The 5418-nt window shown below is 73.1% G+C and carries 6 protein-coding genes; 2 read left to right on the forward strand and 4 right to left on the reverse strand.

Annotation, left to right across the window (positions count from 1 at the left end):
* Together ACFRMQ_RS37465 and ACFRMQ_RS37470 are read right to left on the reverse strand one after the other, a co-directional pair.
* Positions 1–390, reverse strand: a 390-nt coding sequence (locus ACFRMQ_RS37465; RefSeq protein ID WP_380735331.1) for an SRPBCC family protein, incomplete at its 3' end; no start/stop codon positions are given.
* 44 nt (positions 391–434) lie between these two features.
* Positions 435–1445: an aldo/keto reductase gene (locus tag ACFRMQ_RS37470; RefSeq protein WP_380735332.1), complete on the reverse strand. Its 1011-nt coding sequence runs from the start codon at positions 1443–1445 to the stop codon at positions 435–437.
* Between the two features lie 453 nt (positions 1446–1898).
* On the opposite strand from ACFRMQ_RS37470, the gene ACFRMQ_RS37475 reads away from it, so the two are divergent.
* Positions 1899–3002 carry an NAD(+)/NADH kinase gene (locus ACFRMQ_RS37475; RefSeq protein WP_380735333.1) on the forward strand — a complete coding sequence of 368 codons (1104 nt, stop codon included), beginning with the start codon at positions 1899–1901 and terminating at the stop codon, positions 3000–3002.
* Between the two features lie 72 nt (positions 3003–3074).
* On the opposite strand, the gene ACFRMQ_RS37480 is transcribed toward ACFRMQ_RS37475, so the two are convergent.
* Positions 3075–3938, reverse strand: a complete 864-nt coding sequence (locus ACFRMQ_RS37480; protein ID WP_380735334.1) for a DMT family transporter — start codon at positions 3936–3938, stop codon at positions 3075–3077.
* A 114-nt stretch (positions 3939–4052) separates the two neighbouring features.
* The gene (locus tag ACFRMQ_RS37485) at positions 4053–4517 is read right to left on the reverse strand and encodes a MarR family winged helix-turn-helix transcriptional regulator (protein ID WP_380735335.1); all 465 of its coding nucleotides are present in this window, start codon (positions 4515–4517) and stop codon (positions 4053–4055) included.
* 262 nt (positions 4518–4779) lie between these two features.
* On the opposite strand from ACFRMQ_RS37485, the gene ACFRMQ_RS37490 reads away from it, so the two are divergent.
* Positions 4780–5373 (forward strand): cysteine hydrolase family protein, encoded by a 594-nt coding sequence (locus ACFRMQ_RS37490; RefSeq protein ID WP_380735336.1) that lies wholly within the window; start codon positions 4780–4782, stop codon positions 5371–5373.
* Positions 5374–5418: the final 45 nt, after the last annotated feature.

The following is a 5418-nucleotide window of genomic DNA, read 5'->3' on the forward strand; positions in this document are numbered from 1 at the left end:
GCCGTCGGCGTAGATGCCGTGGAAGAGGTCGACGACCTCCTGCTCGGTGGCGCCCTTGGGGTGGAAGCGGCCGGACCACTGGACCTCGGCGACGTCGTCGCGGCCGGGGACGGCGTGGACGCGGATGGTGGAGACGTAGCCGTCGTCGACCGGGAACGGGGCCTGGAGGATGGCGTAGCTGTAGCGGCGCTCGGTCTCGTTGAAGTCGACGAGGCGCTCGATGATCACTTCGCCCTCGGGGTTCTTCAGGTGCCGGACGCGGCCGCCCTCGGCGGCGACGCTCTCGGGGATGTAGGGCAGCCAGTCGGGCAGGGCGTCGAAGCCGCCGATGAGGTTCCAGACCTTCTCGGGGGTGCCGGGGACGATGCGGCTGACGGAGGTGGAGGCCATGATCGTTTCTCCTGCGTACTGCGGTGCGGGTGGGGCGTGAGGGGTCAGGCGCCGTTGGGCAGCGGGGCGGCCGGGCTGACCAGGCCGGAGGCACGCAGCTCGGTCCAGAACGCGGCCGGGACGTCCTCGTCCAGGGCGGCGACGTCCTCGGCGATGCGGCTGGGCTTGGTGGCGCCGGGGACGACGGCGGCCGAGACCGGGTGGGCGAGGGAGAACTGGAGGGCGGCGGCCTTGATGGAGACACCGTGCCTGGCGGTGAGGTCCTTCAGCTTGGCGACCTTGTCCAGGATGTGCCGCGGGGCGGGCTGGTACTCGAAGTGGGTGCCGCCGGCCAGGACGCCGGAGCTGTAGGGGCCGCCGACGACCATGTCGACGTTCTGCTCCTGCGCGAGGGGCAGCAGGCGCTGCAGGGCGTGCTCGTGGTCGAGGAGGGTGTAGCGGCCGGCGAGGAGGAAGCCGTCGGGCTTGGGCTCGTCGAGGGCGAGGGTGAGCTCGATCGGCTCGGTCTTGTTGACGCCCAGGCCCCAGGCCTTGATGACGCCCTCGTCGCGCAGCCGGGACAGGACACGGAAGGCGCCGGTGCGGGCCTCCTCGAACTTGCCCAGCCACGCGTCGCCGTGGAAGTCCTGGGCGATGTCGTGGACCCAGACGATGTCCAGGCGGTCGGTGCCCAGGCGCTTGAGGCTGTCCTCGATGGAACGCTCCGTGGCCTCGGCGGTCCACACGTGGAGCATCTTGTTGGGGTTGCCGTGCTCGAACAGGCCGCCCTTCTCGCCGAGGTCACGGTCGCCCTCCTCCAGCTCGTCGAGGATGACGCGGCCGACCTTGGTGGACAGCACGTACTCGTCGCGCGGCTTGGTGGACAGCACCTGGCCCAGGCGCTGCTCGGAGAGGCCGGCGCCGTAGAAGGGGGCGGTGTCGTAGTAGCGGACGCCCTGGGCCCAGGCGGCCTCGACGGTGGCCGCGGCCTCCGCGTCGGGGATCGCGCGGAACATGTTGCCGAGCGGGGCGGTGCCGAAGCCGAGCTTGCCGGGAATGATCTTCTTGAGAGACATGACGGTGCCTTTCGATCGGTACTGCCGGGGCCTGACGGCGTCCCGGGCACGGGAGCGAGGCGCGGGTGGACGGGCACCTCGGGGGGGGTGGCGATGCGGACGGGGTCGCACCGGGATCGGGCGGCGGCGCTCCGACAGGGCCGGGGTGCGGCACCCCGCATCCAATAGATGCAGAAGCGCTTTACATGCAAGAACAATACTTGCATGCGCTTGGTAATGCAAACACTCGTCCGCGCCCCGCACCGGCGACCGACCCCGGTCGGGTCTCAAGGCCCCCGAAGGGCGCGGCCCTCCCCCACCAAGCCCACTGCCACCGGTTCGGGCCCGCAAGTCGAGGGGCCGACGGACGGGAGCCGGCCCGCCGGAAACCACCCCCGGCGAGTCGCCGGGGCTCGCCACCGGAGCGCATCCTGGAGAGGACCCCACACCACCCCTCGGCGAGGAGGGCACGCCATGGCGGTCGAGCGCATCGGTCTCGTCGTCCACAAAGGGCGCCCCGAAGCAGTGCGGGCCTCCCGCTCGGTGCGTTCCTGGTGCGACGACCACCGCACCCGGTGCACCGAGATCGACGTGTGGAACGCGGACGGGCCGCGGCGCAGCGCCCGGGAGGAGATGGCCGCGGCCGGGAACCCGGACCTCATCGTCGCGCTGGGCGGCGACGGGACCTTCCTGCGCGGCGCACGCCTGGCGGCGCATGCCGGCGCCCTGCTGCTGGGCATCGACTTCGGGCACCTCGGCTTCCTCACCGAGGTACCCGCGCACGACGTGCTCCAGGCGCTGGACGCCGTCCGGGAGTCCCGCGTCAGCGTCGAGGAACGGATGCTGGTGACGATGCGCGCCTCCCGGCCGCTCCCGCTTCCCGAGGAGTCCGGTCCGCCGTCGCCGTACGCCCACCGGCCGCCGCTGCCCCCACCGCGGGTGCGCACGGGCTGCGAGGCCGGGGGCGGCTGGGGGGTGGCGCTGGACGTGCTCGGGCTGAACGAGGTGGTGGTGGAGAAGTTCGCCCGGGACGGCCGGGTCGCCGCCGCGGTCTACTTCGCGGGGAGGCTGCTCGCCTCCTACGCCGGCGACGCGCTGCTGGTGGCGACGCCGACGGGATCGACCGCGTACAGCTTCGCCGCGGGCGGGCCGGTGGTCTCGCCCCGGGCGGAGGTCCTCGTCTTCACACCCGTCGCGGCGCACATGGTCTTCAAGCGCTCCGTCCTGGCCGCACCGGACGAGCCGATCGCCATGCGGCTGCTGCCGCACTCGGGCCTGGCGGCGGTCAGCGTGGACGGCCAGCTCCGCGGCGTCCTGGAACCCGGCGACTGGGTCGGCGTCTACGCGTCACCGACCCGGCTGAGGGCGGTGCGCCTGGGGCCGACCGACTTCTACGGCCGGCTGAGGCAGCGGATGCGGCTGACGGACGCGCCCGCCGCCGCCTCCGCCGGCGAGGTGCCCTCGACCTGGCCGCTCACGGCGCCGCCGCCGCACGATCTGGAGCACCTCAACCTGCCCACCCTGGAGGCCGGCAGGCGCCGTCCTCGCGTCGTGCGCCGAGCGGACGACGGCGCCTGACCCGGTTCCGCGCGCGGGCCCGGCTCACGTCCGTCCGGCCGGACGGACGGACGGACGTGAGCGGTGGTGCGATCAGGACGGGATCACGTGGATCCGAGGAACGGCACGCGCCAGCCGGAACGTGCTCACCGCGATCAGCGCGAAGCCCACGGCCGCCGGCAGCAGCCACCAGCCCAGGCGGATCTCCTCCTCGTACAGCGTGACGCCGAGCGTCAGGCCGATCAGCGCGTCGCCGAGGGTCAGCGCGGGCTGGGAGGCCGCGAGGGGGCCGGCCAGCAGCGCGTTCTCCAGCAGGAAGACGGCCAGGACGCCGCACAGGGCGAACCCGTAGGTCTGCCAGACGGTCAGGAACGCGACCACCCCGTGCGCGGAGAAGGTGTCGGCCGCCGACTTCATCATCGCGGCGGTGAGGGCGTTCGCCACCGCCGAGGCCGCCCCCAGGCAGGCGGCCCGTCCGGCCCCCGGCGGACGACCGCGGGCGGCCGCGACCAGCGCCGCCACCACCCCCAGGCACAGGACGACGGTCGGCACCCACCGGGCCATCGGCGCCTGGGCCCTCCCACCGTGCGGGCTCGCGGAGACGAGGACCACCGCCAGCCCCAGGACGATGGAGCCGATCGCCCACCACCCGGCCGTCGGGATGCGTCGCCGGAGCACCCGTGACCCGATCACCAGCGCCAGTGGCAGTTCCAGGACGAACACCGGCTGGGCCAGGGCGAGCGGTCCGGTGGCCAGGGCGAGGGCTTGCAGGGCGGCCGCCGCCGCGACGGCGCAGACGCCGGCCACCCACACCGGCTGGCGCGCCAGGTCGGCGATCAAGCGGGGCTGGAGGTTGCGGGTCGCGGGCACGTTGAGCGCGGCCTTGCGCTGGAACACGGTGCCCAGGGCGTTGCTCGACGCGCCGAGGAGGGAGAACAGGACGCACAGCACGGGCACCGTGGATCACCTCCGCAGACGCGCCGGGCTCCTCGGACGTTCCGGACAGCCCTCCAAGGATCCCCGCCGCGGGCCGCCGCCGCACGGTCGGCCGACCCGTCCGGATGCCCGCCGCTACCCGCGGCGCGCGGCGTCCACCGCCTCGACCGCGGTGACCAACGAGGCCAGCTCGGGGTTGCGGGCGGCCTCGTCCAGTGCCTCCCGCAGGGCCGCGTCATTGGTCGACCGGGCCTCCTCCAGCAGCCTCCGGCCGGCCTCGCTCACATTGGTGTAGATGCCCCGGCGGTCGGCCGGGCACAGGAAGCGGGACAGCAGCCCGCGGTCCTCCAGGCGGGTGACCAGACGGGTCGTGGCGCTCGGGCTGAGGACGAGCGCGTCGGCGACCTGGTTCATCTGCAGGTGACCGCCGGGTCCGTCGTGTTGACGACTGAGCACGTCGAGCAGCGAGAACTCGCGCGCGCTCAGGCCGTGCCGGGCCAGCAGGGCACGTTCGACGTGCACCTCGATCCTGCTCCGCAGGACGGACAGGGCGGCCCAGCCGCTGGCGAGGGCGGTGAGCCCGGGGTCCGTGGCGACCATGGGGTCGTCCTCCTCTCACGTGCAACCAGAGGACAGTGTCAGCGTGGCCGCAAATACCAGCGTATGCATGTATGCGGCGAATGCAAGTCCACCGGAGGGGCGGGCCCGGCCCGGAGTCGCCGACACCCCGGCGCCGGACGGCGGGCGGCGGGCGGCGGACCACGGGCGACAGGCGGCCGACGACGGGCAGCGGACGACGGAAATCCATCGATCAGTGGCATGTCCATCACGCCCACCCCGAAGGGCGAGCACAATGAGTCACATGACGAACACCGATGCCTTCGAGGCCCCGCTCACCCTCGACCCCGACGCCGTCCTGATCCTCATCGACGTCCAGAAGGGCTTCGAGGATCCCGGCTTCGGCCCCCGCGACAACCCGCAGGCCGAACAGCGGATGGCCGAGCTGATCGCCGCCTGGCAGTCCACCAACCGCCCGATCGTCACCGTCCAGCACGCCACCCCGGAGGGCCCGCTGACCGAGGGCACCCCGGGCCACGCCCTCAAGGACTTCGTCGCGGCCCTCACGCCCGACCTGCACATCACCAAGACCGTCAACAGCGCCTTCTACGGCACCCCCGACCTGCACGCCTGGCTCCAGGAGCGCGGCGCCCGGCAGGTGGTCGTCACCGGGATCATCACCAACGTGTGCAACGAGACGACCGCCCGGATGGCCGGCAACCTCGGCTACGACGCGATCTTCCCCGTCGACGCCATGCACTCCTTCGACATGGCCGGCCCCGACGGCACCACCATCACCGCCGCCGAACTCGCCCGCGCCACGGCCACGACGTTGCACGCGATGCGGTTCGCCAAGGTGGTGACGACCGACAAGGTCCTGGCGGCCGCCGACGCCTGAGCAGGATCAGGCCCTCGGCACGAACCGGGCCCCGGTGTCCCCGAC

Origin of the sequence: Kitasatospora sp. NPDC056783, from assembly GCF_042789895.1 — a bacterium.
GTDB lineage: Bacteria > Actinomycetota > Actinomycetes > Streptomycetales > Streptomycetaceae > Kitasatospora.